Origin of the sequence: Mycobacterium sp. 2YAF39 (assembly GCF_052114565.1) — a bacterium.
In the GTDB taxonomy this organism is placed as follows: Bacteria; Actinomycetota; Actinomycetes; order Mycobacteriales; family Mycobacteriaceae; genus Mycobacterium.
On the sequence record NZ_JBFREZ010000010.1, the window covers coordinates 103,108 to 126,957 of the forward strand.

24 protein-coding genes and 1 tRNA gene are annotated in these 23,850 nt (G+C 65.8%); 11 read left to right on the plus strand and 14 right to left on the minus strand.

The window, feature by feature from the left end:
* Nucleotide 1: 1 nt before the first annotated feature.
* Nucleotides 2–1,537, minus strand: coding sequence for a methionine--tRNA ligase (metG, locus tag AB4Z42_RS24440; RefSeq protein WP_442011815.1), 1,536 nt, complete (start codon nucleotides 1,535–1,537; stop codon nucleotides 2–4).
* 25 nt (nucleotides 1,538–1,562) lie between these two features.
* Between metG and AB4Z42_RS24445 the strand changes: the two genes are divergently transcribed.
* From AB4Z42_RS24445 to rsmA, 3 genes are all read left to right on the plus strand, one after another.
* The gene (locus AB4Z42_RS24445; RefSeq protein ID WP_442011816.1) at nucleotides 1,563–2,417 is read left to right on the plus strand and encodes a TatD family hydrolase; all 855 of its coding nucleotides are present in this window, start codon (nucleotides 1,563–1,565) and stop codon (nucleotides 2,415–2,417) included.
* An 82-nt stretch (nucleotides 2,418–2,499) separates the two neighbouring features.
* Nucleotides 2,500–3,627 carry a transglycosylase family protein gene (locus AB4Z42_RS24450; protein ID WP_442011817.1) on the plus strand — a complete coding sequence of 376 codons (1,128 nt, stop codon included), beginning with the start codon at nucleotides 2,500–2,502 and terminating at the stop codon, nucleotides 3,625–3,627.
* A 47-nt stretch (nucleotides 3,628–3,674) separates the two neighbouring features.
* A complete protein-coding gene (gene rsmA, locus AB4Z42_RS24455) occupies nucleotides 3,675–4,559 on the plus strand; it encodes a 16S rRNA (adenine(1518)-N(6)/adenine(1519)-N(6))-dimethyltransferase RsmA (RefSeq protein WP_442011818.1) in 885 nt (294 codons plus the stop codon).
* A gap of 16 nt (nucleotides 4,560–4,575) precedes the next feature.
* Here the strand turns inward: rsmA and AB4Z42_RS24460 are convergent, their stop codons facing one another.
* A complete protein-coding gene (locus tag AB4Z42_RS24460) occupies nucleotides 4,576–5,358 on the minus strand; it encodes a serine/threonine-protein kinase (protein ID WP_442011819.1) in 783 nt (260 codons plus the stop codon).
* 83 nt (nucleotides 5,359–5,441) lie between these two features.
* On the opposite strand from AB4Z42_RS24460, the gene AB4Z42_RS24465 reads away from it, so the two are divergent.
* The 4 genes from AB4Z42_RS24465 (at nucleotide 5,442) to AB4Z42_RS24480 (ending at nucleotide 10,198) form a co-directional block, all read left to right on the plus strand.
* A complete protein-coding gene (locus AB4Z42_RS24465) occupies nucleotides 5,442–6,404 on the plus strand; it encodes a 4-(cytidine 5'-diphospho)-2-C-methyl-D-erythritol kinase (RefSeq protein WP_442011820.1) in 963 nt (320 codons plus the stop codon).
* 295 nt (nucleotides 6,405–6,699) lie between these two features.
* A complete protein-coding gene (locus tag AB4Z42_RS24470) occupies nucleotides 6,700–8,334 on the plus strand; it encodes a fatty acyl-AMP ligase (RefSeq protein WP_442011821.1) in 1,635 nt (544 codons plus the stop codon).
* 56 nt (nucleotides 8,335–8,390) lie between these two features.
* Nucleotides 8,391–9,353 (plus strand): ATP-binding cassette domain-containing protein, encoded by a 963-nt coding sequence (locus tag AB4Z42_RS24475; RefSeq protein WP_442011822.1) that lies wholly within the window; start codon nucleotides 8,391–8,393, stop codon nucleotides 9,351–9,353.
* Nucleotides 9,350–10,198 (plus strand): ABC transporter permease, encoded by an 849-nt coding sequence (locus tag AB4Z42_RS24480; protein ID WP_442011823.1) that lies wholly within the window; start codon nucleotides 9,350–9,352, stop codon nucleotides 10,196–10,198. The genes AB4Z42_RS24475 and AB4Z42_RS24480 overlap by 4 nt, the downstream gene beginning before the upstream one ends.
* On the opposite strand, the gene AB4Z42_RS24485 is transcribed toward AB4Z42_RS24480, so the two are convergent.
* Together AB4Z42_RS24485 and AB4Z42_RS24490 are read right to left on the minus strand one after the other, a co-directional pair.
* Complete coding sequence (locus AB4Z42_RS24485) at nucleotides 10,195–11,244, minus strand: phosphotransferase family protein (protein WP_442011824.1); 1,050 nt, start codon at nucleotides 11,242–11,244, stop codon at nucleotides 10,195–10,197. The two genes, AB4Z42_RS24480 and AB4Z42_RS24485, sit on opposite strands and share 4 nt — an antisense overlap.
* A 95-nt stretch (nucleotides 11,245–11,339) precedes the next feature.
* Nucleotides 11,340–11,903 carry a TetR/AcrR family transcriptional regulator gene (locus tag AB4Z42_RS24490; RefSeq protein WP_442011825.1) on the minus strand — a complete coding sequence of 188 codons (564 nt, stop codon included), beginning with the start codon at nucleotides 11,901–11,903 and terminating at the stop codon, nucleotides 11,340–11,342.
* A gap of 303 nt (nucleotides 11,904–12,206) precedes the next feature.
* Here AB4Z42_RS24490 and AB4Z42_RS24495 point away from each other — a divergent pair, with 303 nt between their 5' ends.
* Complete coding sequence (locus AB4Z42_RS24495; protein WP_442011826.1) at nucleotides 12,207–13,343, plus strand: hypothetical protein; 1,137 nt, start codon at nucleotides 12,207–12,209, stop codon at nucleotides 13,341–13,343.
* On the opposite strand, the gene AB4Z42_RS24500 is transcribed toward AB4Z42_RS24495, so the two are convergent.
* Nucleotides 13,332–13,871 carry a DUF6611 family protein gene (locus AB4Z42_RS24500; protein ID WP_442011827.1) on the minus strand — a complete coding sequence of 180 codons (540 nt, stop codon included), beginning with the start codon at nucleotides 13,869–13,871 and terminating at the stop codon, nucleotides 13,332–13,334. The genes AB4Z42_RS24495 and AB4Z42_RS24500 overlap by 12 nt on opposite strands.
* 117 nt (nucleotides 13,872–13,988) lie before the next feature.
* Here AB4Z42_RS24500 and AB4Z42_RS24505 point away from each other — a divergent pair, with 117 nt between their 5' ends.
* Together AB4Z42_RS24505 and AB4Z42_RS24510 are read left to right on the plus strand one after the other, a co-directional pair.
* Nucleotides 13,989–15,020 carry an epoxyqueuosine reductase gene (locus tag AB4Z42_RS24505; protein ID WP_442011828.1) on the plus strand — a complete coding sequence of 344 codons (1,032 nt, stop codon included), beginning with the start codon at nucleotides 13,989–13,991 and terminating at the stop codon, nucleotides 15,018–15,020.
* 45 nt (nucleotides 15,021–15,065) lie between these two features.
* Entirely contained in the window at nucleotides 15,066–15,755 is a 690-nt protein-coding gene (locus AB4Z42_RS24510; protein ID WP_442011829.1) for a cutinase family protein, read from the plus strand.
* A 13-nt stretch (nucleotides 15,756–15,768) separates the two neighbouring features.
* Here the strand turns inward: AB4Z42_RS24510 and pth are convergent, their stop codons facing one another.
* The 8 genes from pth to AB4Z42_RS24550 all read right to left on the minus strand — a co-directional run bounded on the left by pth (nucleotide 15,769) and on the right by AB4Z42_RS24550 (nucleotide 21,715).
* Nucleotides 15,769–16,347, minus strand: a complete 579-nt coding sequence (gene pth / locus AB4Z42_RS24515) for an aminoacyl-tRNA hydrolase (RefSeq protein WP_442011830.1) — start codon at nucleotides 16,345–16,347, stop codon at nucleotides 15,769–15,771.
* 6 nt (nucleotides 16,348–16,353) lie between these two features.
* A complete protein-coding gene (locus tag AB4Z42_RS24520; RefSeq protein WP_442011831.1) occupies nucleotides 16,354–17,037 on the minus strand; it encodes a 50S ribosomal protein L25/general stress protein Ctc in 684 nt (227 codons plus the stop codon).
* Nucleotides 17,038–17,175: 138 nt separating this feature from the next.
* Complete coding sequence (locus tag AB4Z42_RS24525) at nucleotides 17,176–18,045, minus strand: oxidoreductase (RefSeq protein ID WP_442011832.1); 870 nt, start codon at nucleotides 18,043–18,045, stop codon at nucleotides 17,176–17,178.
* Between the two features lie 33 nt (nucleotides 18,046–18,078).
* Nucleotides 18,079–18,753: an LpqN/LpqT family lipoprotein gene (locus AB4Z42_RS24530; RefSeq protein WP_442011833.1), complete on the minus strand. Its 675-nt coding sequence runs from the start codon at nucleotides 18,751–18,753 to the stop codon at nucleotides 18,079–18,081.
* The gene (gene arsC, locus AB4Z42_RS24535) at nucleotides 18,750–19,094 is read right to left on the minus strand and encodes an arsenate reductase (glutaredoxin) (protein ID WP_442011834.1); all 345 of its coding nucleotides are present in this window, start codon (nucleotides 19,092–19,094) and stop codon (nucleotides 18,750–18,752) included. The genes AB4Z42_RS24530 and arsC overlap by 4 nt, the downstream gene beginning before the upstream one ends.
* Complete coding sequence (locus AB4Z42_RS24540; protein WP_442011835.1) at nucleotides 19,094–20,074, minus strand: ribose-phosphate diphosphokinase; 981 nt, start codon at nucleotides 20,072–20,074, stop codon at nucleotides 19,094–19,096. Before AB4Z42_RS24540 ends, arsC begins: the two co-directional genes overlap by 1 nt.
* Before the next feature lie 74 nt (nucleotides 20,075–20,148).
* Nucleotides 20,149–21,624: a bifunctional UDP-N-acetylglucosamine diphosphorylase/glucosamine-1-phosphate N-acetyltransferase GlmU gene (glmU, locus tag AB4Z42_RS24545; protein ID WP_442011836.1), complete on the minus strand. Its 1,476-nt coding sequence runs from the start codon at nucleotides 21,622–21,624 to the stop codon at nucleotides 20,149–20,151.
* Nucleotides 21,625–21,643: 19 nt separating this feature from the next.
* Nucleotides 21,644–21,715, minus strand: a tRNA-Gln gene (locus AB4Z42_RS24550).
* Between the two features lie 86 nt (nucleotides 21,716–21,801).
* Here AB4Z42_RS24550 and AB4Z42_RS24555 point away from each other — a divergent pair.
* Nucleotides 21,802–22,407, plus strand: a complete 606-nt coding sequence (locus tag AB4Z42_RS24555) for a TetR/AcrR family transcriptional regulator (RefSeq protein WP_442011877.1) — start codon at nucleotides 21,802–21,804, stop codon at nucleotides 22,405–22,407.
* Nucleotides 22,408–22,458: 51 nt separating this feature from the next.
* On the opposite strand, the gene lysA is transcribed toward AB4Z42_RS24555, so the two are convergent.
* A complete protein-coding gene (gene lysA / locus AB4Z42_RS24560; RefSeq protein ID WP_442011837.1) occupies nucleotides 22,459–23,799 on the minus strand; it encodes a diaminopimelate decarboxylase in 1,341 nt (446 codons plus the stop codon).
* Between the last annotated feature and the right edge of the window lie 51 nt (nucleotides 23,800–23,850).

Here is a 23,850-nt window from a genome sequence, read left to right on the forward strand (position 1 = left end):
GTCACTCCACCTGGTGGCGAGGGAACACGCCGACCGGGGCGGGCAACTCGGTGCCCGGCACGAGCCGGTCATTGATCGCGGCGAACGTCCGCTGGTCGTCGTTCTGGCCGAGCAGATCGAGCAGCTTGCCCGTCGACTCGGGCATCACCGGCTGGCTGAGCAGCGTCGCGATCCGCACGGTCTCCAGCGTCGTGTACAGCACGGTGCGAAACCGTGTCTCGTCGGACTTGCGCAGTACCCACGGCTCTTGCGCGGAGAAATACCTGTTGGCCGCACCGAGCACCGACCAGATGGTTTCCAGCGCCAGATGCATGGCGGTTGCGTCGAAATGCTTGCGCACCCGCTCGAGCAAGCCATCGGCCAAATCCAACAGCTCAGTGTCCTCCGGCGTGAATTCCCCTGGCTCGGGGACGATTCCGTCGAGATTCTTGGCGACCATCGACAGCGACCGCTGTGCGAGATTGCCCAACTCGTTGGCGAGGTCGGCGTTGACGCGGCCGATGATCGCGTCCTCGCTGTAGCTGCCGTCCTGACCGAACGGCACCTCGCGCAGGAAGAAGTAGCGCACCTGGTCGACACCGAAGGCGTCCACCAGTGCGATCGGATCGACCACGTTGCCGACCGACTTGCTCATCTTCTCGCCGCGGTTGAGAACGAAGCCGTGCACGAAGACCTTGCGCGGCAACTCGATTCCCGCCGACATCAGGAACGCAGGCCAGTAGACGGCGTGGAACCGGATGATGTCCTTGCCGATCATGTGAAGGTCCGCAGGCCAGAACCGCTGGAACAACTCCGATGAGGTGTCGGGGAAGCCGACGCCGGTCAGGTAGTTCGTCAGCGCGTCGACCCACACGTACATCACGTGGTCGGGGTGGTCGGGCACCGGCACACCCCAGTCGAAGGTCGTGCGTGAGATGGAGAAGTCGCGCAACCCGCCGGAGACGAAGCTGACCACTTCGTTACGCCGCACCCCCGGCTCGATGAACTCCGGATGCGCCTCGTAGTGCGCCATCAACCTGTCGGCGTACTTCGACAGCCGGAAGAAGTAGGTCTGCTCCTCGGTCCACGTCACGGGGGCGCCGGTGTCGGTGGCCACCCGGACACCGTCGGCGTTGATGGATGTTTCGGCCTCGGTGACGAAGCCTTCGTCGCGCACCGAATACCAGCCGGCGTACGTGTCGAGGTAGATGTCGCCGGATTCGTTCATCCGTTTCCAGAGCTCGATCGACGCGTCGAAGTGGTCGGCGTCGGACGTCCGGATGAACCGGTCGAACGAGATGTTGAGCTTCTCCTGCAACCCCTGGAACACATCCGAGTTGCGCCGTGCCAGCTCCGCGGTCGAAATGCCAAGGGCGGCGGCCGTCTCGGCCATCTTCTGGCCGTGGACGTCGGTGCCGGTCAGGTAGCGCACGTCGAAACCGTCGAGGCGCTTGAACCGCGCGATCGAGTCGGTGGCGATGTATTCGTAGGCATGCCCGATGTGCGGGTCGCCGTTGGGATAGGCGATGGCGGTAGTGATGTAGAAAGGCTCACTCATTTGGGACTCAGCTTATGGTGTGGCGGTGAGTGAGAAGCGCCCAGCCAGACGGGAGAAGCCCCCGGCCCCGGAACCGCTCGTACCGCTCGTCGATGCGCACACCCACCTCGATGCGTGTGGCGCCACAGACGCCGAGAGCATCCGCGCGATCGTCGACCGGGCCGAGGCGGTCGGAGTGCAGGCCGTCGTGACGATCGCCGACGACCTCGCGTCCGCACGCTGGGTCACCGAGGCCACCGATGCCGACGCGCGGGTGTACGGAGCCGTCGCATTGCATCCAACCCGCGCCGACGCGCTCACCGACGAGGCCAAGGCGGTTATCGAGCGGCTTGCCGAGCACCCACGCGTGGTGGCCATCGGGGAGACCGGGATGGACATGTACTGGCCGGGCAAGCTTGACGGGTGTGCCGATCCGGCGACCCAGCGGGACGCGTTCGCCTGGCATATCGACCTCGCCAAGCGCACCGGCAAGCCGCTGATGATCCACAACCGCGACGCCGACCCCGAGGTCCTCGACGTCCTGCGCGCCGAGGGCGCGCCCGAGGTCGTGATCTTTCACTGTTTCTCGTCCGGCGCCGATATGGCGAGGACCTGTGTGGCCAACGGCTGGGTCCTCAGCCTGTCCGGAACGGTCAGCTTCCGCAATGCCACCGCGCTACGGGAAGCGGCGTCGCTGATACCCGCTCAGCAACTTCTCGTCGAGACCGATGCGCCCTTCCTGACGCCCCATCCGTACCGCGGGGCGGCAAATGAGCCCTACTGTCTGCCCTACACTGTCCGTGCGCTGGCAGAACTCCTCAACAGGCCTGCTGAGGAGCTTGCGCAAGAAACAAGCTCGACGGCCGCCCGTGTCTACGGGCTGACGAGTTGCTGCGCTTGACGCGATTCGTTACCGTCTTGTGATCAAACGCGGAGCGCTACCAGGCATGGCACTCCGTCCGATAGTCGGGATAGACGACGTTTTGAACATCTTGAATAGGATTCACGAAGAGCGGTCACCAATACTGCGACTCGTGGTCGGCGTGATGTTGCTTGCGCTGACCTTTGCAGGTGGATACGCGGTTGCTGCGCATAAGACAGTGACCCTCGCAGTGGACGGTTCGAACATCACCGTGGCAACCATGAAGTCGCGTGTCATCGATGTCGTCAAGGAGAACGGATTCGAGGTCGGCGAACGCGACGATCTTTACCCGGCGGCCAACGAACCGGTGCACCAATCCGAGACGATCGTGCTCCGTCGCAGCAGGCCCCTGCAGATCTCCACGGACGGCCGAGACAGCCGCGAGGTGTGGACCACCGCGTCCACCGTCTCCGAGGCGCTGAGCCAGCTGCGGATGACCGACAAAGCGCCCGCGGCGGCGTCCCGCGGGAGCCGGGTGCCGCTGGCAGGGATGTCGCTTCCCGTCGTCAGCGCAAAGACCGTGCAGTTGGCTGACGCCGGCGTGATGCGCACTGTCCGCCTGGCCGCACCAAACGTCGCCGGCCTCTTGGAGGCCGCGGGAGTGCCCCTCGAGCAGAGTGATCAGGTCGTGCCCGCCGCATCGTCGCCGATCGTCGACGGGATGCAGATCCAGGTGACGCGGATCCGGCTGGAGAAGGCCACCGAACGTGCGCCGCTGCCTCCCGCGAGCCTGCGTATCGAAGATCCGGAGCTCAATATGAGCCGCCAGATCGTCGAAGATCCCGGTGCCCCCGGCACCCAGGACGTCACGTTTGCCATCGCGAAGGTCAACGGTGTAGAGACGGGCAGAATGCCAGTAGCCAATGTCGTAGTCGTCCCAGCTCGAGACGGTGTGTTGAGGGTCGGCGCCAAGCCTGGTACGGAAGTTCCGGAAGTCTCCAACGGAGGTACTTGGGACGCCCTGTCTCGGTGCGAAGCTGGAGGTAATTGGGCCATCAATACGGGTAACGGTTTCTACGGTGGCGTTCAATTTGATCAAAACACTTGGGAACGCAACGGTGGTCTGAGGTATGCTGGGCGAGCAGATTTGGCAACGAGAGAAGAGCAAATCGCGATTGCTGAGGTCACTCGAGCGCGGCAAGGTTGGGGCGCGTGGCCGACGTGCAGCGGGAGGATTGGTGCGCGCTGACCATTCGACTACTCGGGCGGACCGAGATACGACACTTGGCGAGAGAAATGGATTTCCGGCCACGCAAGTCTTTTGGCCAGAATTTCGTTCATGACGCCAACACTGTGCGCCGGATCGTTTCGGCGTCCAGTATCAACCGGCAAGACCACGTTCTCGAGGTCGGGCCAGGCCTGGGTTCCCTGACCCTGGCCCTGCTTGATCGGGGTGCGCGGGTCACCGCGGTGGAGATCGACCCGGTGCTGGCCCGACAGCTTCCTGTCACGGTCGCCGAGCATTCCCACAGTGAGATCAACCGGCTGAGCGTGCTCAACCGCGACATCCTTCACTTGACTCGCGGTGAGATCCCTGACGAGCCGACGGCGCTGGTCGCCAACCTGCCTTACAACGTCGCGGTACCCGCGCTGTTGCACCTGCTCGCCGAATTCCCCTCGATCCGCACCGTGATGGTGATGGTGCAGGCCGAGGTCGCCGAGCGCCTGGCCGCCGAACCGGGTGGCAAGGACTACGGGGTGCCCAGCGTGAAGGTCCGCTACTTCGGCAACGTCCGGCGGTACGGCATGGTCTCGCCGACGGTTTTCTGGCCGATCCCGCGTGTCTACTCGGGGCTGGTGCGGATCGACCGTTACGAGACGTCACCGTGGCCTGCTGAGGAAGGCTTCCGCGAGCGGGTGTTCAACCTGATCGACATCGCCTTCGCTCAACGGCGCAAGACGTCGCGCAATGCCTTCGCCGAATGGGCGGGTTCGGGCAACGAGTCGGCCAGCAGGCTGCTCGCCGCGAGCATCGATCCGTCCCGTCGCGGTGAGACGCTTTCGGTCGCCGACTTCGTCCGGCTGCTGCAACGGTCGGACGAAAGCGAGGAACCAGAGCCGGAAGCGCCCAAGGCCGTCGTGCACCACCGGGACAGGACTGAAGGCTCAGTCACGGTGTGATGTCACGCCGGCCGGGCTAATGCAGCGCTCGGGCTATCAGCGAGACGAACTCACGGCAGGACCGATAGCGGTCTTGTGGTGCCTTGGCCAGAGCTTTGGCCGTGATCGAGTCGAATACGCGTGGCAGCCACGAGATTTCATCTGACCGACGCGGCGGCGGCTTGTGCAGGTGCGCGTCGATGAGACCCAGGCCGCTCAGTGCCGTGAATGGCGGCGATCCGGTGACCAATTCGACGACGGTGCATGCCAGCGCGTACTCGTCGGTGGCGCCACTGGGGGCATGGCCGGTGATCAGTTCCGGCGCCGCGTACGGCAGCGAGGCCTCGATCTGCCCGGGCCGGCGGCCGATATCGTCGGCGATCGCGTGGGCGACTCCGAAGTCGATGAGCACCGGGCTCGAAAGATCCTGGTGGACAAGGATATTTGCGGGTTTCACGTCGCAGTGCACTATTGCCCGGTTGTGCGCGTAATCCAACGCGTCGGCGATCTTTTCCAACGCGGCAACCCGTGTGGCGACGGTGTCGACATTGGTGATCCCACCGCCGGAGACCAGTTCCATCGACAGCCATCCGTGGCCGCGCGCGTACACCTTCACGATGTGGGGATGCGTGAGGCGACTGGCGAATTCGAACTCGCGTCGCAGCCGCGCGGCGTATTCCTGGTCGTGGTGGTCGAGGACCTTGAGCGCCACCTCCCGATCCGAATCCGCGTCGTACGCGCGGTACACCGTCGCGTATCCGCCGCGGCCGAGTACGTCGTCGACCACGTGACCTTCGAACTTCTCGCCGGGCGAGAACACGTCCTCAGACTAGGGGTTTGATCAGCGACATCGACCTGCTGAGACGGCCCCTTGCGCACGGCTCACTCCGATAGTGTCGTCTGGTGTCCAACGGCAGCACGGCATCCGAATGGGTTCCGACCGGTTCGGTCACGGTGCGGGTGCCCGGCAAGGTGAATCTCTACCTCGAGGTCGGGGATGTCCGCGACGACGGCTATCACGAGCTGACCACTGTGTTTCATGCGGTTTCGCTGCTCGACGAGATCACCGTCCGCAACGCCGATGTGCTGTCGCTGGAGTTGGCGGGTGAAGGCGGGGACACGCTGCCCGCCGATGAGCGCAACCTCGCGTGGCGCGCCGCCGAATTGCTGGCCGAACACGTCGGCCGGGCACCGGATGTGGCGATCATCGTCGAGAAGTCGATTCCCGTTGCGGGCGGAATGGCCGGCGGCAGCGCCGACGGCGCCGCGGTGTTGGTCGCGATGAACACGTTGTGGGAGCTCGGCGTACCGCGGCGTGATCTCCACGTGCTGGCAGCTCAACTGGGCAGCGACGTTCCTTTCGCGCTGCACGGCGGCACCGCGCTGGGCACCGGACGTGGCGAGGAACTGGCAACGGTGCTCGCCCGCAACACGTTTCACTGGGTGCTGGCGTTCGCCGACGGCGGGCTGTCGACGCCCGCCGTGTTCGCCGAGCTCGATCGGATGCGCTCGGCGGAGGAACGCGACGCTCCGCCGCGCCTCGACGATGCCGAACCGGTGCTGGCGGCACTCGCGTCCGGCGACCCGGCGCAGCTGGCGCCGCTGCTCGGCAACGACTTGCAGCCGGCGGCGCTGAGCCTCGAGCCGAAGCTGCGCCGCACCCTGCGCGCCGGCACCGAGGCCGGGGCGCTGACGGGCATCGTCTCGGGTTCCGGACCGACGTGTGCATTCCTGTGCTCGTCGGCCGCCAATGCCGTCGACGTCGCCACGGAAATGGCCGGCGCCGGTGTCTGCAGGACGGTCCGCGTGGCGAGTGGGCCCGTACAGGGCGCGAGGGTCGTTCCGACCCCGTCGGCCTCTGTTTGACGCTGCGCTGAGCGGCGGCGGCAAATGTGACACGGACCTCAGTTATCGCAAGATTTTGGCAACTACTTAAGGGTTGTTTAAGATGATCGATGGTGAAAACTAGCGGTCAAGGAATGGACGCGACTTTGCCCACCGGCAGCCCCGGTGGGCGTTTCGTCTTCGCCCGTCGCGCGCCAAGATCACCATTTCGAGACTTAACCGCTCCCCATTTGTGTGCGCGTCTGCTGGAAAGCGGCCCTGATCAGGCGGAGTATGACACCCGGACATTTGCTGCCGGGGAAACGAGGAGGTCGTCGTGAGCCGATTCACCGAGAAGATGTACCGCAATGCCCGCAACGCCAAGACGGGCATGGTCACCGGTGAACCCCACGAGCCCGTGCGACACACCTGGGGTGAGGTGCACGAGCGCGCCCGTCGCGTCGCAGGCGGCCTCGAGGCGGCCGGCATCGGACGCGGGGACTCGGTCGGCGTGCTTGCCGGCTTCCCCGTGGAGATCGCGCCGACCGCGCAGGGCCTGTGGATGCGCGGCGCCAGCCTGACCATGCTGCACCAGCCCACGCCGCGGACCGACCTCGTGATCTGGGCCGAGGACACCATGAACGTCATCGGCATGATCGAAGCCAAGGCCGTCATCGTGTCCGAGCCCTTCCTGGTGGCGATCCCGGTGCTGGAGGAAAAGGGCATCAAGGTCCTGACCGTCGCCGACCTGTTGGCGTCGGAGCCGACCGACCCGATCGAGGTCGGCGAAGACGATCTCGCGCTGATGCAGCTGACGAGCGGATCCACCGGATCGCCGAAGGCCGTGCAGATCACGCACCGCAACATCTACTCGAATGCCGAGGCGATGTTCATCGGCGCTGAGTACGACGTCGAGAAGGACGTCATGGTCAGCTGGCTGCCCTGCTTTCACGACATGGGCATGGTCGGCTTCCTGACCATCCCGATGTACTTCGGTGCGGAACTGGTCAAGGTCACGCCGATGGACTTCCTGCGCGACACGCTGCTGTGGGCCAAGCTCATCGACAAGTACAAGGGCACGATGACCGCGGCGCCCAACTTCGCCTACGCGCTCTTCGCCAAGCGGCTGCGCAAGCAGGCCAAGCCGGGTGAGTACGACCTGTCCACGCTGCGGTTCGCGCTGTCGGGCGCTGAGCCCGTCGAGCCCGCCGACGTCGAGGATCTGCTGGACGCCGGCAAGCCGTTCGGCCTGCGGCCCGACGCGATACTGCCCGCCTATGGCATGGCCGAGACCACCCTGGCGGTGTCCTTCTCACCGTGCGGCGCCGGCCTGGTGGTCGACGAGGTCGACGCCGACCTGCTCGCCGCACTGCGCCGAGCGGTACCCGCGACCAAGGGCAACACCCGTCGCCTCGCCTCGCTGGGCCCGCTGCTGACCGACCTCGAGGCCCGCGTCATCGACGAGCAGGGCAACGTGATGCCTGCGCGCGGTGTCGGCGTCATCGAACTCCGTGGTGAGTGCCTGACACCGGGCTACATCACGATGGGCGGCTTCATCCCCGCTCAGGACGAGCACGGCTGGTACGACACCGGCGACCTCGGCTACGTGACCGAGGATGGCAACGTCATCGTGTGCGGGCGCGTCAAGGACGTCATCATCATGGCGGGCCGCAACATCTACCCGACAGACATCGAGCGTGCCGCCGGCCGCGTCGGGGGCGTCCGGCCCGGCTGCGCCGTCGCTGTGCGACTGGACGCCGGCCATTCGCGGGAAACCTTCGCCGTCGCCGTGGAGTCCAACGCCTGGCAGGACCCGGTCGAGGTGCGTCGCATCGAGCAGAACGTCGCCCATGAGGTGGTGGCCGAGGTCGACGTGCGTCCGCGCAATGTCGTCGTGCTCGGACCGGGAAGCATCCCGAAGACCCCGTCGGGCAAGTTGCGCCGCTCCACCTCGGTCTCGCTCGTCACCTAGGTCCCCGCGCGTAATCGAGTCGCGCTGTGTCGGGGGCTGTCGATACGGTCGACGCCATGACCTCCCCGGCCATCGAGGCGATCGACCTCGTCAAGAAGTTCGGTGACAACACCGCTGTCGACGGCGTCAGCTTCGTGGTGCCGCCCGGGACGGTGCTCGGGCTGCTCGGGCCCAACGGAGCGGGCAAGACCACCACGGTGCGGATGATGACGACATTGACGGTGCCCACCAGCGGAACGGCCACAGTGGCCGGCTACGACGTTCGCCGCGAGCCGGACATGGTGCGCCGCAACATGGGGCTCACCGGTCAGGTCGCCACCATCGACGAACTGCTGACCGGACGCGAGAACATCCGGATGATCGGCGGCCTGTACGGCATCGGACGCCGTGACCTCGACCGTCTGGGAAATCAACTGCTCGAACAGTTTTCGATCGCCGATGCCGCCGACCGCCCGGTACGCGGGTACTCCGGCGGCATGCGGCGTCGGCTCGACCTCGCGGTCAGCCTCATCGCCGCACCGCCGGTGCTGTTCCTCGACGAGCCGACGACCGGGCTCGACCCGCGCAGCCGCAGTGATCTGTGGGAGATGTTGCGCGGCCTCGTCGCCGAGGGCACCACACTGCTGCTGACCACGCAGTACCTCGAAGAGGCCGACCAACTTGCCGACAACATCGTCGTCGTCAACAACGGCAGGATCATCGCGCAGGGCACCCCGCTGCAGCTCAAACAGCAGGCGGGTAACGCGAGCCTGGTCGTCACGGTCTCCCATGCGACCGACCTGCCCGCCGCGCGGGAGCTGATCGCGCGCACCGGCGCCGAGGTCCACGTCGACGTGGGCGCGCGGCAGCTCACCGCGTCGGCCGACGGTATCGCCGAGTTGACCCGCGTGGCCGGTTGGCTGCAGGAACGTGCGATCGAAGTCGACGACATCGGGTTGTCCCGGCCCAGCCTGGACGACGTGTTCCTGTCTCTGACCGGCCATCGCGCCGAGGGCGACGACGAGGAGGTCGGTGCATGACCGCCACCGAGCACCGGCCGGCCGACACCGTCGAGCGCCCGCGGATCCGCCAGACCAACATCGCCGAGCAGTCGTGGATCATGGTCAAGCGCAACATGATCCATACCAAACGGATGCCCGAGATGCTCAGTGACGTCACGGTGCAGCCCATCATGTTCGTGCTGCTGTTCGCGTTCGTGTTCGGCGCATCGATCGCGACGGAGGGCAGCGCGTCCTACCGTGAATTCCTGCTTCCCGGTATCCAGGCGCAGACCATCGTGTTCACGGCATTCGTGGTGTCCACCGGCATCACCGCCGATGTCGAGAAGGGCATCATCGACCGGTTTCGATCGCTGCCGATCAGGCGGTCGGCCGTGCTGATCGGCCGTAGTATCGCCAGCCTGCTGCACTCGTCGATCGGTGTGCTCGTGATGGCGTTGACCGGGCTGTGCATCGGATGGCGGATCCGCGGGGGTGTGGGGGACGCCATCCTCGCCTTCGCGCTGATCCTGGTGTTCGGCTTCGGGATGATCTGGTTCGGCATCCTGATCGGTTCGCTGATGCGTTCGGTGGAAGCGGTCAACGGCGTGATGTTCACCGTACTGTTTCCGATCACGTTCCTGGCCAACACATTTGCCCCGACCGAGCCCATGCCGCGTTGGCTGCGGGTGATCGCGGAGTGGAACCCGGTGTCATCGCTGGCTCAGGCGATGCGGGAGCTGTGGGGTAACGGCCCGCCCGCCCCGCCGGAGGCTCAACTGCCGCTGCACCATCCAATACTCTCGACCATCCTGTGGTCGTTGGCGATGACGGCGGTCATTGCGCCATTCGCCCTGCGGGCATACGCCCGCCGCACCGGCGACTAGGCGCGGATCGCGTCAACCGTCCACGCGGGCAGAATCGGCGCGCGCGTGAGGAAGTGGTCGGCCTGGCCATTGCTGCGCAGCAGCTCCTGCGTGCGCAGAATGCAGCAGCCCATCCGGACCATCGCGAAAATCTCGAACCAGTCGAGGTTTTCGAGCTTGCGGCCGATCATCTCCTCGAACCTGCGGACCACCGCGGCGCGGCTGTCGAAGCCGGGTAGCTCGGGGTCGGCATCGATCCCGTTGACTTCCAGCATCTGCTTACGCGTGGCCAGCCACCACGCGATGTCGGCCTCGGCCGGGCAGACACACGCCTGCTCCCAGTCCAGCGCGCCGATGATCTGGCCGGCGTCGTCGAAGATGGCGTTGGACATCCTGGCGTCGCCCCAGCAGATGGTCAGTGCCGACGTCTCGCCCGGCTGATGCCGTCTGAGCCAGCCGAACGCCTCGGTCATGACGTCGGGGACCTGATTGCCGGATCCCCAGCGTGCGTATTCGTGCCACCATCCGAGCTCCGCGGAAACGCCGAAACCGGCGGGGCGCTCCAGCCACGTCGCCTCTGAGACCGGAACCCGTTGCAGTGCCGCGAGTGTCTCCAGGAACGAGTCGTGCGCGCGCCGCTGGATCTCGGGTCCGGCGTCATGCATCCAGCCCTTCGTGGCGTACGAGGTGTCCGACGGTGTGTGGCCGACGATGCGCGGCATCACCAGAAATTTCGAGCCGATCCAGGTGCGGTCGGGCTCGTAGAGGATCGGTGACGGCGTCGCGATGCCGTACTCGTGCAGCAGTTCCTGCGTGAGCGTCTGGGCGCCAAGGTCGTACTCGCGAAAGATGCCGCCTCCGGTGGGCGGAATCCGGATGACGTACTCGTTCGTCTCGCCGTCGACCGCTGCGGAGAACACCAGGCTTTCACTCGACCATCCGGCCGCCCGGTTGGCCGCGCTCAGTTCCGATACGACCGCGACGCCTGCGAATCTGTGCTCGAACCACTTCTGCAGCTGCGCACGGGTGGCGGCGAGGTCGCGTTGGTCGAGCGTGATGCCAGCCATGGAGAACAGGGTTACATAGCAGCCATCTAATGTAAAGAACAGCGACTTTACGTTTGGTCTGCCGTATGTAATAGTCCTGGAAGCGAGTTTCCTCGCTAATCGTTGACCACCCGCGAGAGACGTCGCCGCGACTGGCCGAGCCCCGCGGCGTGACGCAGTTCAGCAAGGAACTGGTCGGGATCTCCCGTATCGATGATGTAGTGGCATAACGCGATTCGTACGACGGCGGCCGCGGCGACATCTTTGTCGTCGCCAGGGATGATGCGCGCGACGCGCTCGTGAATGATCGGCAGGACCCGTTTCATTTGCTGCAGTACGTGTTCGGGTTCGACGTCGACCAGTGAGCCCAGCGAGTATGTGCGCTGAAATTCGACGATGAACCGCAATGCGGCGTCCAGCCTGTCGGGACCGCTGAGGCCGGCGATGGCAGCGGTGATTCCCGCGTCGAAGTTGTCCTGCTCGTAAAGGCCGAATGCCTCGAGCAGGCCATCTTTGGACCCGAAATGCCGATACAGCGTTGGCCGCGACACCTTGGCCTCGGCCGCCACGTCCGAGAGCTGCAGCTTGCGTGTGCCGTCCCTGGCGAGCACGACGAAAGTGGCGGCGAGGATACGTCGCCGCGTCGACGTATCCGCGTCGGCGGCGAGGTGAGCAGACACAGCCACTTCCTTTACATCGGGAGGTTCAAATGTCACACTAATGCTAGCTCGAGCTCCGGTGCAGGCTCCTTTCGGCGAGACACCCTTGACGTTTATGTTAAGTCCCGCATTGAGAGGTGGGGCCGTCAAGGGGACAAGCCTTGTCGCAATCTCCGCACCACGATCCTGGCGATCAGCCGATACCGGATTGGGCAGACACCTGGATGCGCGAATATGACCGTGGTACCGATATGACGAAGTTCTTTGGTTCCTCGGGAACCGCAGGGGGTAGCGGCATTGCTGACGACGAACTACGGCGCTCTGGTGCCAGAAGATGAACTGCTCGCACACCAGATCGTTGACACCTTCGCCACCGTCAGCCAGTCGGATCCGTCGTGGACCGAGAAGATCTGGACGATGGCCCACGCCAGCGACAACTCACTTCAGGTCGTCCTCGGCGTCGGCAAGTACACCAACCGCGGCGTCTTCGACGGTGCGGCAGGCGTGTGCCGCGGCACCGAGCAGTGGACGGTGCGTGCCGGGCGCCGGTTGTCGTCAGACCCGGCGGCCACCCACGTCGGGCCCATCCACTACCGCGTAGTGGAGCCGTTGCGCACCGTCCGGGTCAGCCTGGACCCGACGGAGCACGCCCCGATCGCGTTCGACGTCAAGCTGTCGGGAAGCTTCGACGCCGCGCTGGAGGATCCGTGGCCGGACCGTAGCCCGGACGGGTATCGCGTCACCCACAACGTGCTGAGGTACCACCAGATCGGGGTGGCCTCCGGATGGGTGGAGGTCGAAGGAAAGCGCACCGAAATCGAAGCGGACAAGTGGATTTCGATTCGCGACCATTCCTGGGGGCTGCGGCCCGGTGTCGGAAAGCCGATTCCCGGACTGCCCCGCGGGGGTCGCAGGATCAAACAGATGTTCATGACCTGGCTACCGATGACGATGACGCGACAGGACGGGTCCACCTATTCGCTGTTCGTCATGTACCAGGAGGAGCGAGGCGACGGCTATCTCGAGATCCGTTGTCAGGCAGAGCAACAGAACGACGACGGCGGTTCACACCGATTCGTCTCCGTCGAACAGGACATGCACTTCCAGGACGACAACCGCAGGTTCACCCACGGCACCGTCACATTGATCGACTCCGACGGCAGCAAGCGCCCGCTGACCATCACCGCGGCGGGGCCTGGCGGCTTTCACCTGGGCACCGCCGGCTACTACGGCTGGAACGACTGGGTGTACGGCCAATGGGTCGGTGACCTCAAGGTCGAGGGCAACCACGTCGTCGACTGCGACAAACCCGAGAATGCGCGCGAACTGCATCAACTGCGGGATCTGCTTGTGCGCGTGGAGGATCCGGTCGAGGGTGGAGTCGGCCTGGGCAATGCCGAGACGTTCGCGCTCGGCGCATTCCCAGAACGCGGACTCACTGCGGAGAACTCATTCCTGTGACACCGGCGAGGACTGCGGGGCCATCTCGTCGTACACGCTCCACCAGATCGCTTCGTGTTCGGCGGACCCGAGCCGCCCATCGGCAAGGCTCTCGTCGGCTCTGATCAAACGAACACCGAGACGTTGGATCGTGTCGCGCGCCGCGTTCGATCCCAGATCGGGATGTCCGACCAGGACCGCCGCGGTCATCGTCCGCACCTGTGTGCGCACGGGGTCGGCCAACGACACCGTGACGACGCCCAGAACGAGAGTGGCGCTGATCGAGACGGCAAGTGCCGTCCACGGATTGAGCACGTTGCTCAGATAGATCTGCGCGGTGATCCACACCGCTGCACCCCACAGCGGCCAACCCCGTGCCGCGCGGACGCGCCGACGTTCGGTGGGGCTGATGCCGGGCGGGTAGACGACGAGTCGGTACCGGGTCACGCCGAACCGGTCGGGTCGTACGGAGACCGATCCCCAGGGACGGTCGCCGTCGAGAAGCTGATGCCAGGCGCAGCGCAGTACGCCGTTGTGGCTCTTGGACATGTCTCCGGTCTACGCCCGCCGTCGCGTCCGAAGTGGCGTCCGAACGGTTTCTTGACGGCGGCGCGATCAACTTTTACGCCTCTGGCGCCCTGCTGGGTATTGTGTACTATACCTAGCATGACCGACAGGATTCCGGCCCGGCTCGCAGACCACCCCACGGTCCGCAAGGTGCGGTCGCGAACCGTGGCGCGACCAGGCATCATCGACGCCGACTGGCTGCGTCAGGTGTGTCGGGACGCGGGCGCTGACGACGTCGCGTTCGCCAGCGTCGACAACCCCGAGTTGGCCTCGGAGCGTGAACACGTCGACGCCGCACTGCCGGGCACGCTGAGCTACATATCCCTGGTCGTGAAGATGAACCGTGACAACGTCCGCTCCACTGCGCGCAGCGTCGCCAATCAGGAGTTCCATCGCAGCGGCGAGATCATGAACGAGGCCGCACACCGGATCACCCGTGCACTGGAGGATGCGGGGTATCGCGCGATCAACCCGTCGATGTCGTTCCCGATGGAGATGGACCGATTCCCCGGCCGCATCTGGGTCGTCGCGCACAAACCCGTCGCGGTCGCCGCCGGTCTCGGCGTGATGGGAATCCACCGCAATGTCATACATCCGAAGTTCGGCAACTTCATCCTGCTGGGAACGGTGCTCGTGGCCGCACCGATCGGTAGTTACGGTGAGCCGCTCGATTATTCGCCATGTCTGGAATGCAAGTTGTGTGTGGCGGCCTGCCCGGTCGGGGCGATCAAGAAGGATGGCGAGTTCGACTTCTTCGCGTGCTCGGTGCACAACTACCGCGAATTCATGGGCGGATTCACCGACTGGGCGCAGACCATCGCCGACAGCGAGGACGCCGCAGATTTCCGTTCGCGGGTCAGCGATTCCGAGAACGCCTCGATGTGGCAGAGCCTGTCGTTCAAGGCCAACTACAAAGCGGCGTACTGCCTGGCGGTGTGTCCGGCGGGGGAGGACGTCATCGAGCCCTATCTCGACGACCGCAAGGGGTTCATGGACCTGGTGCTCAAACCCCTGCAGGAGAAGAAGGAGACGCTCTACGTGTTGCCGAACTCGGCGGCCAAGGAGCACGCTGAACGCCGCTTCCCCCACAAGCAGATCAAGGTGGTCGACAGCGGCATCAGTGGCCTCTAGCCCGGCGGTGGAATGAATTGGGCCGCATGTGGCGTTTGCCCATGCATGAACAAGGTGCGTGGGCTGATTCTGACCGTTGCGGCAGTGGCGGTTTCGGGTGTGACGCTGGTCGCACCCGCGGTAGCGCAGGCTGCGGCCTGCCCCGACGTGCAGGTCGTGTTCGCACGCGGCACCGGTGAGCCCGTCGGGGTCGGACGTGTCGGCGATGCATTCGTCAACGACCTGCGGTCCACGGTTCCCGGCCAGTCTGTCGACGTGTACGCCGTCAACTACCCGGCGTCATACGACTTCCTGCGCGCCGCAGAGGGTGCGAACGATGCGAGTGCGTTCGTCCAGAAAACCGTCGCGACCTGCCCCGACACCAAGATCGTGCTCGGCGGCTTTTCGCAGGGTGCCGCGGTGATCGATGCCATCGCGATCGCCAACGCGCCGACGCTCGGCTTCGTCAACCCGATGCCTGCGGCCGTCGCTGATCACGTCGCCGCGGTCGCCGTGTTCGGCAACCCGTCCATCCGGTTGCTCGGTGGTCCGCTGACCGGGTTGAGTCCCCTGTACGGGTACAAAACCATCGACCTGTGCAACGGTGCTGATCCGGTGTGCTCCACCGGCGATGACAGGCCGGCGCACAGCCAGTACATCGAGGCCGGATTGACAACGCAGGCAGCGCAATTCGTGGCCGATCGGCTCACCACGCAGGCGCCGATCACGACGCTGGCCGGCCAGACGCACAGCTGAGGCGCAAGCCCCGCTAGCCCCAGGCGTGCACGGTGTTCTGTGCCGCCTCCAAGCCCTGCGAGATCAACAGCTCGGTGGCGTCACCGGCCTGCTCGCAGATCGTCGGCACCTCTTTCCACTCTGCGGTGGTGAAGGTGCCGAGCACGAATGCCGCACCGTCCATCCGGCCCGGCGGACGGCCGATGCCGATGCGTACCCGCTGAAAGTCGTTGCTGCCCAGCGCCGATCCGACCGACCGTAGGCCGTTGTGGCCCGCTACACCGCCGCCGGACTTCAGCCGGATCCGCCCGAAGTCGATGTCGAGCTCATCGTGGATGACGATGATGTCCTGCGGCGCAACCGAATAGAACTTCGCCAGCGGCGCGACCTGACGCCCTGACTCGTTCATGTAGCAACGCGGCTTGGCGAGGACCACCGAACGGCCGGCCAGCCGGCCGGTGACCACGTCGGCCCCCGACTTCTTGTGCACCTTGAACCCCGAGCCGATGCGGTCGGCGAGGATGTCGGCGATAAGGAAGCCGAGGTTGTGCCGCGTCGTGGCGTACTGCGGACCGGGATTGCCGAGGCCGACCACGAGTTGAGGTTCGGCCATGTCGGGCTACTCGGATTCCGCGGCGGGTGCCTCTTCGCCGGCTTCGCCCTCGCCCTCGGCCTCTTCGCCCTCGGGCGCCTCGCCCTCCGCCTCTTCGTCTCCTGCCTCGCCCGCACCCTCGGCCTCGAGGTCTTCCTCAGTCGGCGCGGCGACGACGTTGACGACCAGCGCCTCGGGATCCGAGATCAGCGATACGCCGTCGGGCAGCGTGATCGCACCGGCGGTGAACTGCGTGCCGATGTCGGCGCCCTCGACCGACAATGTGAGGTTTTCGGGGATGGACTGCACGTCGGCCTCGATGGTGATGGTGTTCGCATCCTGCGTGACCAGGGTGCCGGGGGTCGCCTCGCCCTCGACGATCACGCTGACCTCGACGGTGACCTTCTCGCCGCGACGCACGACCAGCAGATCCGCGTGGGTGATGCTGCGGCGAATCGGGTGCAGGGTCAACGCCTTGGTCAGTGCGAGCTGCTCGGTGCCCTCGATGTCGAGGGTGAGCACCGCGTTCGTGCCCGCGTTACGCAGCACGGCGGAGAAGTCGTGAGCGTTGAGCTCGAGGTGCTGCGGTTCACTGCCATGGCCGTAGAGGACTGCGACGACCTTGCCGTTGCGGCGGGCCCGGCGCGAAGCTCCCTTGCCGGTTTCCTTGCGAATCGCAGCGGGGAGATTGTTCGGCGCGTTCTTGGCCATCGTGTTCAGCTCCTGTGTCGTGTGTTGAGCACGGCCAGGGCGCAACCTGAAGAAATCAGTCCGCGTCGATAACGGTGGCCGGACCACCCTCGCCGTGATTAGCAGCCAGAATAGCCGGAGCCGCTGCTCAACCCCAAATCAGAGGCCGAACTTGGTGTCCGTGAGCTGCTCGGACAGCTCCCACAGGCCGGTGGCCTTCTCCATGTCGCGCGCCAGTGGACTGCGCAACGGGGTGGGCCCGGACGGACCCCACATCGCAAAGCGTGGTCCGACGAACGAATCGCCGGGCAGCTGCTTGGCCGCTGCGTACAGCGTCTGGCGGGCGCCGAAGTCGGCGTCGGTCGCGAGCTTGTTTCCGAACGTCATCAACGCGTCGCCGAACTTGCGGCCGGTGTTGCCCTGCAGGTTGGTCGCCGAGTAGCCGGGGTGGGAGGCATGCGCCTTCAGTGGTGACCCGACGGCGTCGAGCCGGCGCTGCAACTCGCTGGTGAACAGCAGGTTCGCCAGTTTGGACTGCCCGTAGGCCCGCCACGGCGAGTAGGACCGCGCTTTCCAGTTCAGATCCTCGAGGTTGATCGCGCCGATCAGGTGCATGCCCGAGGACACCGTCACCACGCGGTCGGTGAGCTTCGGCAGCAGCAGGTTCGTCAACGCGAAGTGGCCGAGGTGGTTGGTGCCGATCTGGCTTTCGAACCCGTCGGCGGTCAGCGCGTACGGCACCGCCATGATGCCTGCGTTGTTCACCAGCACATCGACGCTGTCGACGCCGTCGGCGAAGGCGCGCACCGACGCGAGGTCCTGGAGGTCGAGCGGGCGGACCTCGACGTCGCCGGACATGGACGCGGCGGCGTCGTCGCCCTTGGCGGTGTTGCGTACGGCGAGAATCGTCTTCGCGCCGACACGCGCCAGCTCACGCGCGGTGATCAGGCCCAGTCCGCTGTTGGCTCCTGTCACGACGACGGTCCGTCCTGCGAACGACGGCAGATCTGCGGCGGTCCATTCAGTCATGCCGACCACCCTACGGACGTCATTCGCGGCGAACTATTTCGGCGGGGTCTTCGGCACCGTGACGTTGAAGCCCTTGATGATCGCCTCGATATCGGGCGCCTCCTCGGCGGCCTTCTCCGCGTAGCCCGTCACCGTGAATTGGATGAGGTACCGCTGGTTGGCCGGCGGCGCTCCGGTCGCAATGACGATGCGGTTGTAGGTGTGCATCCGGGAACCGTTGAGGTCGTAACTGCCTTCGATCATCGACGACGGGAAACCCCTGAAGTTGTCCATGGAAGCGTTGAGCCGCTTGAAGTTCTCCGACATTTCGGCGTCGACGTAGCCGTGCCCGATGGCCTCGTTGACATCGAAGTCTCCGTTGAGCTTGAACACGATCACCATGGCCATCGGATAGGTGGTGCCCTTGGCGATCACCCGCGTACCCGGCGACAGATTCGAATTGACGAACGGCTTCCAGCCCGGTGGCGTCGGGTACGTCACCGTGAGGTCGGTGAGCTTGTCGGCCGGGATGGGTTCGCCGACGACGCCCTTCTGCTCGAGGTACGTCGCGATGGGCAGCGGCGGCTCAGAGCCCGGCTCGGTGGTGGTGGTTGTCGTCGTCGGCGTCGTCGACAGGATCGACTGGTAGTCAGGCGCTTCCGGTGCACAGGCCGATGCGACGAGGACCGCCAGTGCGGCGGCGGCCACCGTGCAGTGGCGAACCCTCACAGAATCTCTCGTACCGCGTCGAGTGGCCGGGCCAGCCGTGTGCCCTTCGGCGTCACGACGAACGGACGCTCGATGAGGATCGGATGTTCGGACATCGCGTCGAGCAGTGCGTCGTCGCTGGCATCCGCGAGTTTCAGCTCGCCGTAGAGCGATTCACGTTTGCGCACCGCCGTGCGCACGTCGATACCCGCGTCCTTGATCATCTTCACGAGTTCGGCGCGGGTCGGAGGTGTCTTCAGGTACTGGACGACTGTTGGCTCGATGCCGTTGTCCCGCAACAACTCCAGTGTTTTGCGGGACGTGCTGCACTTGGGGTTGTGATAGATGACGCTGTCCGGCACTACGCGGACCCGTCGAAAAGACTGGTGACAGAACCGTTGTCGAACACGGCGCGAATGGTGTTGGCCAGCAGCGGCGCGATCGAGAGCACCGTCAACTGCGGGAAGCGCTTCTCGTCGCCGATCGGCAGCGTGTTGGTGACTATGACCTCACGTGCACCGCAGTCCGCTAGGCGCTGCGCCGCGGGATCGGACAGCACGCCGTGGGTGGCGGCAATGATGACGTCGCTGGCGCCGTCGGCGCGTAGAAGATTGACCGCGCCTGCGATGGTGCCGCCGGTGTCGATCATGTCGTCGGTGAGGATGCAGGTCTTGCCCTTCACGTCACCGACGACGCGATTGGACTTCACCTGGTTGGGCACCAGCGGATCGCGGGTCTTGTGGATGAATGCCAGCGGAACGCCGCCGAGCGCGTCGGCCCACTTCTCGGCGACCCGCACGCGACCCGAATCGGGGGAGACCACGACCATGTCGTGGTCGGTGTAGTTCTCGGCGATGTAGCCGGTGAGCAGCTTCTGCGCCCGCATGTGGTCGACGGGACCGTCGAAGAAGCCCTGGATCTGGTCGGTGTGCAGGTCGACGGTCAGGATCCGGTTGGCGCCCGCGGTTTTGAGCAGGTCAGCGACGAGGCGCGCCGAGATCGGCTCGCGGCCGCGGTGCTTCTTGTCCTGCCGGGCGTAGGGGTAGAACGGCAGGATCGCCGTGATTCGCTTGGCGCTGCCGCGTTTGAGCGCGTCGATCATCAGCAGCTGTTCCATCAACCACTGGTTCAGCGGTGCGGGATGGGACTGCAGCACGAACGCGTCGCACCCACGGACCGACTCGTCGAAACGGACGAAGATCTCGCCGTTGGCGAAGTCGCGGGCCGTCTGCGCGGTGACGTGGACGTCTAGCTCTTTCGCCACTTCGTCAGCGAGTTCGGGGTGCGCGCGACCCGAGAAGAGCATCAGATTTTTGCGGTTGTCAGTCCACTCGGTGCTCACGGTGCCCTCATTGCTCGGGGTCGATATCGGCTCAATCGTACGGGTAGCCGGATCAAGAACACCCGGCAACCGGCTCACGGCTTTTCGGCGTCCTCCGAGCTGCTTTCTTCACCGGCGGCGCGACGCGCGGCTTTATCGGCTTCGGATCCGGGCCGCTTGCGTGCCACCCAGCCCTCCACGTTTCGCTGTGAACCTGCCGACACCGCCAGCGCACCTGGCGGCACGTCCTCCCGAACCACGGTGCCCGCGCCGGTGTAAGCGCCGTCGCCGATGGTGACCGGCGCGACGAACATCGTGTCGGATCCGGTCCGCACATGGGAGCCGATCGTGGTGCGGCTCTTGTTCTCACCGTCGTAGTTGACGAACACGCTGGACGCGCCGATATTGCTGTGTTCACCGATGTCCGCGTCGCCGACGTACGTCAGGTGCGGCACCTTGGTGCCCGCCCCGATCGTCGAGTTCTTGGTCTCGACGAAGGCGCCGAGCTTGCCGTCGGCGCCCAGCGTCGTGCCCGGCCGCAGGTATGCGAAGGGGCCGACCGCGGACCCGGCGCCGATCACCGACTGTCCGCCGTGCGTTCGGACCACGGCGGCATCGTCGCCGACGGTGACATCGGACAGCGTGGTGTCCGGGCCGATTCGCGCGCGCGCACCGATTCGGGTCGTACCGAGCAGCTGTGTGCCCTGGTGGATGACCGCGTCGCGGCCGATGGTCACGTCGACGTCGATCCACGTCGTGGCCGGATCGGTGATGGTCACCCCGGCGCGCTGATGGGCGGCCACGATGCGGCGGTTCATTTCGGCGCCCAGCGCGGCGAGTTGCACCCGGTCGTTGACACCGGCGACCAGCATGGCGTCGTCGATGTGTTTGGCCCGCACCGGCAGACCATCGGACCGCACGATGGAGATCACGTCGGTCAAATACTGCTCCTGCTGCGCATTGTCCGAGCTCAAGCGGCTCAGCGCCGATCGCAACGCGGTGATGTCGAACGCGTACACCCCGGCGTTGACCTCCGTGATGGCCCGCTGCGACGGGCTGGCATCGGCCTGCTCGATGATGCCGATGACCTCTTGGTCCTGGGTGCGCAGGATGCGGCCGTAGCCGGTCGGATCGGGCAGCGTCGTCGTCAGCACCGTCGCGGCGGCCGACTCGCCGATGTGGGTGGCGATCAGATCGGCCAACGTGTCGGCGTCCAGCAGCGGGACGTCACCCAGAGTGACCACCACGGTGCCGGCGAAGTCGGCTGGCAGCCCGGTCAGCCCGCAGGCGACGGCGTGGCCGGTGCCCAGCTGCTGATCCTGTACCGCGACGTCGATGCCGCGGCCTAGGTCACCGGCGAGCTCCTCGACCGCGGGCACCACCTGTTCGCGGTCTTTTCCGACCACCACAACGAGGTGCTGCGGAGCCACCTTGGCGACTGCGTGCAGGGCGTGCGCCAGCATGCTGCGGCCCGCCATCGGGTGCAGCACCTTGTTGGTGTCGGAGCGCATGCGCGTGCCTGCGCCTGCCGCCAAGACCACGACCGCGGAATCGCGATGCTGGTTGCTCATCTGAATCCTTGAGTAGATGCTCCGTCGCCAGGACTCGAACCTGAACTTTCTGAACCAAAATCAGAGGTGCTGCCGATTACACCACGACGGATCGATCACCCCGCGATGTTAGTGCAAGGGCCTACCCTGAAACCCGTGGCAGTGCCCGAAAGTAACGCGCGTACGCCCCGCCCCAGAATGACCGGCGCGGAGCGGCGACACCAGCTCATTGTCGTCGCACGGTCGCTGTTCGCCGAGCGCGGCTACGAGGGCACCTCGATCGAGGAGATCGCGCAGCGCGCAAACGTCTCCAAACCCGTCGTCTACGAGCATTTCGGCGGCAAAGAGGGGCTGTACGCGGTGGTGGTCGACCGCGAGATGTCGGCGCTGCTCGATGGCATCACGTCGTCGCTCACCAAGATGACCAACAACCGGTCCCGGCTCCGCATCGAGCGGGTCACGCTGGCTCTGCTGACCTATGTCGACGAGCGCACCGACGGGTTCCGCATCCTCATTCGCGACTCTCCGGCGTCGATCACGTCGGGCAGCACTTACTCCACGCTGCTCAATGAGGCCGTCAATCAGGTGTCCTCGATCCTTGCCGGCGACTTCTCCCGCCGCGGGCTGGACGCCGAGATGGCGCCGCTGTACGCCCAGGCGCTTGTCGGATCGGTGTCGATGACCGCGCAGTGGTGGCTGGATGTGCGGGAACCCAAGAAAGAGGTCGTCGCCGCGCATCTGGTCAATTTGTGTTGGAACGGGCTGATGCACCTCGAGAACGACCCGCCGCTGCTCGACGACTAGTTGCGATTTCGGCGTGCTGAGTCACGCCCAGCGAGACTCGACACGCCGAAATCACCCTTGATCGCGCGCCAGGAGGTCGGCGATCGTCTCCCTGCGCACGATCGCGCGGGGGCGCCCGTCGGCGACGGCGACCACCGGCGGCCGGCCCACCAGGTTGTAGTTCGACGCCATGCTGTGGTGATACGCGCCCGTGCACGCCACCGCGAGCAGGTCACCGGGATGCACGTCGACGGGCAGCGGGATGTCGCGGGCGATCTCGTCGCCCGACTCACAATGCCGACCGGCCACCGTCACCAGTTGCGTCGCCGCCATTGAGTGGCGGTTGGCAAGCGTCACACTGTATTTCGCGCCGTACAGCGACACCCGCGGATTGTCGCTCATACCGCCGTCGACGGCGACGAACGTTCGCCCACCGGGCTGGGTCTTCACCGACACCACGCGGTACAGCGTCACACCCGCACGCGCCGAGATGGCCCGGCCCGGCTCGACCACGATCCGCGGACGGGGAAAACGCTCGGCGGCACACGCCGCATGCAGCGCGTCGTCGATGAAGTCGGCCAACTCGGCCAGGTTCAGCTCCGGGTCGCCCGTGGTGTACGGAACTCCATGTCCGCCGCCGATATTCAGCTCGCCGAGTGTCACACCGTGCGTGGTTCGGATATCGGCCATCGCGGCGATCATCCGGCGGATCGCCTCGCCGTACAGCGATGGGTCGGCGACCTGCGATCCGATATGGCAGTGCAGCCCGACGAGGTCGAGCAGCGGCTGGTGCAGAATGCGCCGCACCGCCATCGCGGCATGACCGTCGCTGGCGGCGAAGCCGAACTTCTGGTCGGTCACGCCGGTCGTCAACGCCCGGTGTCCGTGGATGTCGACATCGGGGGTCACCCGCAGCAGCACCCGCCGCGGTTTCGACACCTCGCATGCCAGAATCGCGATCTCGGTGCCGGACTCCACAACGATGCGGCCGACGCCGACCGCGGCGGCGTCACGCAACTCGCTCGGTGTTTTCGCGTTGCCGTGCATGATGATTCGCGCCGGGTCGACGCCCGCGGCCAAGGCGGTCGCGAGTTCGCCACCCGAGCAGACATCCAGTCCGAGTCCCTCCTCGCGAACCCACCGCGCCACCGCCCTCGTCAGCAGTGACTTGCCGGCGTAGACGATCTCGGCGTCCTTGAGCGCGCTGCGATACCGCCGCGCACGATGTCGGAAGTCGTCTTCGTCCACGACGTAGGCCGGTGTGCCGAACTCGTCGGCGATGTCGGGCAGCGGCACGCCGCCCACGCAGAGCCGGCCGTAGTCGTCGACACGGGCCGTCATCGGCCACACCGCGGGGTCGATGCGCGAGGGCGCAGCGCGTTGCAGGGACGGGATGAAGTCCAGAAGCGTCATGTCTCCACGGTGCGCGCCCACGCGAGCCGCGTGGGACCTCTTGACGCGGTC